Annotated in this window: 1 protein-coding gene; it reads left to right on the top strand. The window is 69.6% G+C overall.

Annotated elements, in window-relative coordinates:
* Nucleotides 1–69 precede the first annotated feature (69 nt).
* A partial coding sequence (locus VE25_RS02190) for a cobaltochelatase subunit CobN (protein ID WP_046106950.1) occupies nt 70–1880 on the top strand: 1811 nt, incomplete at its 3' end.

Raw genomic sequence — 1880 nt, 5'->3', positions numbered from 1 at the left:
CCCTCGATCCCTCCCCTCAAGGGGGAGGGAGGCGCTCGGCCGCCGGTTCCGTGCCGTTGGAATAGTTTGATGCATCTTCTTTCCGCCCAGGCGGGCGCATTGCAGCAGGAAGGCGAGGCCATCGACCTCGCCCAGACCCCCGGCGAGATCGTCTACGGCTCCTTTGCCGACAGCGAGCTGATGATGCTGGCCGCCGCCGCCGACCGCGCGGGCGAAGCCCAGGCGCGCGACAGCGGCCGACCTGTTCCAACGACACTGCGCCTCGCCAACCTCATGCGCCTTTCGCACAACCTCTCGGTCGACCTCTGGATCGAGAACACGGTGCGCCACGCCAAGGTCGTGGTCCTCCGTCTCACCGGCGGCATCTCCTACTTCCAGTACGGCGTCGACGAACTGATCGCCCGCGGCGGGCAGGCGCGTATCCCGCTGGCCCTCATCTCGGGTGACGCCAACCCCGATCCCATCCTCGTCGACCGCTCGACCGTCTCCCCGGCCGCCTGGTCGCGCCTCCACGGCCTCATCGTCGCCGGCGGCCCCGACAACGCCGACCGCCTGCTCGCCGCGATGAAGCGCCTCGCCGCCGGCGAGGAGATCGATGCCATCGACATCCAACCCTTTCCCCGCTTCGGCCTCTGGTACCCCGGCCTCGGCATGATCGAGCCCGAAGCGCTGGAATCACACCACGCACGGACCCATTCCCCTCCCCCTGGAGGGGAGGGGCCAGGGGTGGGGGGAAGCCTCGGTTCATATACGGAACCAGTCACCCCCCTCCCAACCTCCCCCACAAGGGGGGAGGTGGACGCCGGTTCACATGGCAAGAGGGTGCCAGTGGCACAATCTGGCACCTCCCCCCTTGCGGGGGAGAAGGGAAGGGGGGCCACGACTGCCTCCGATGCAAACCCCGGTGTGACTGGTGAATCCGAGCTGGGCCCCCCCCCTTCTCCCCTCGTGGGAGAAGGTGCCCGAAGGGCGGATGAGGGGGACACCTCTCCCTTGGGGGAGAGGTCGGATCGTGAAACGATCCGGGTGAAGGGGCCTTCCGAGCCGCAATCGCTTCGCGACCACAATCCGCCTCCCTCCCCCTTGAGGGGAGGAACCGAGGGTGGGGGTGGCTCCGTGAGCCACCGAGACTTCCCCCCATCCCCCATCGAGGGGGAGGGGAGCGCGTGCTACGCCCCCATCCTCTTCTACCGCGCCGCCCTCGAAGGCGCCGGCACCGCCACCATCGAGGCTCTGATCGCCGCCCTCGAAGCGCGCGGCCTCAAACCCGTGCCCCTCGTCATCTCGTCGCTCAAGGAAGGGCCCTGCGCGCGCATGGTCGAGGCCGCCTTCGAGCGCTTCCTGCCCGCCGTCATCCTCAACCTCACCGGCTTCGCTCTCGGCCTCGATTCCATCGAGCCAAAGGCCAACCCGTTCGCCGGCACCGACGCCCCCGTCCTCCAGCTCCTGCAGAACAGCCGCCCGCGCGAGGCCTGGCTCGAGGACAAGGCCGGCCTCACGCCGAAGGACCTCGCCATGCAGGTGGTCCTGCCCGAGGTCGACGGCCGCTCCGGCATGATCCTCGTCGGCCACAAGCACGAAGGCGTCTGGCACGAGCGCACCCAGTGCCCCCTTTCCGCCTATGCCCCGGACGAGGCCGGCATCGCCCGCGCCGCCGATCTCGCCGCCAACTGGGCGCGCCTCCGCTCGACACCTCGCCCCGACCGCCGCATCGCCCTCGTCCTCGCCAACTACCCCCTGCGCGACGGCCGCCTCGCCAACGGCGTCGGCTACGACGCCCCGCAATCGACGGTCGAGATCCTGCGGGCGCTGGAAGGGGCGGGGTACTGTCTCTTATCCACCTCTGCCGCTCCGACGAGCGACCTAGGGTACATCTCGGT

This window comes from Devosia geojensis (assembly GCF_000969415.1).
GTDB classification, from domain to species: Bacteria; Pseudomonadota; Alphaproteobacteria; order Rhizobiales; family Devosiaceae; genus Devosia; species Devosia geojensis.
Note: the sequence above shows the minus strand (reverse complement) of the source record. Positions and strands in the feature narration are given on the sequence as shown.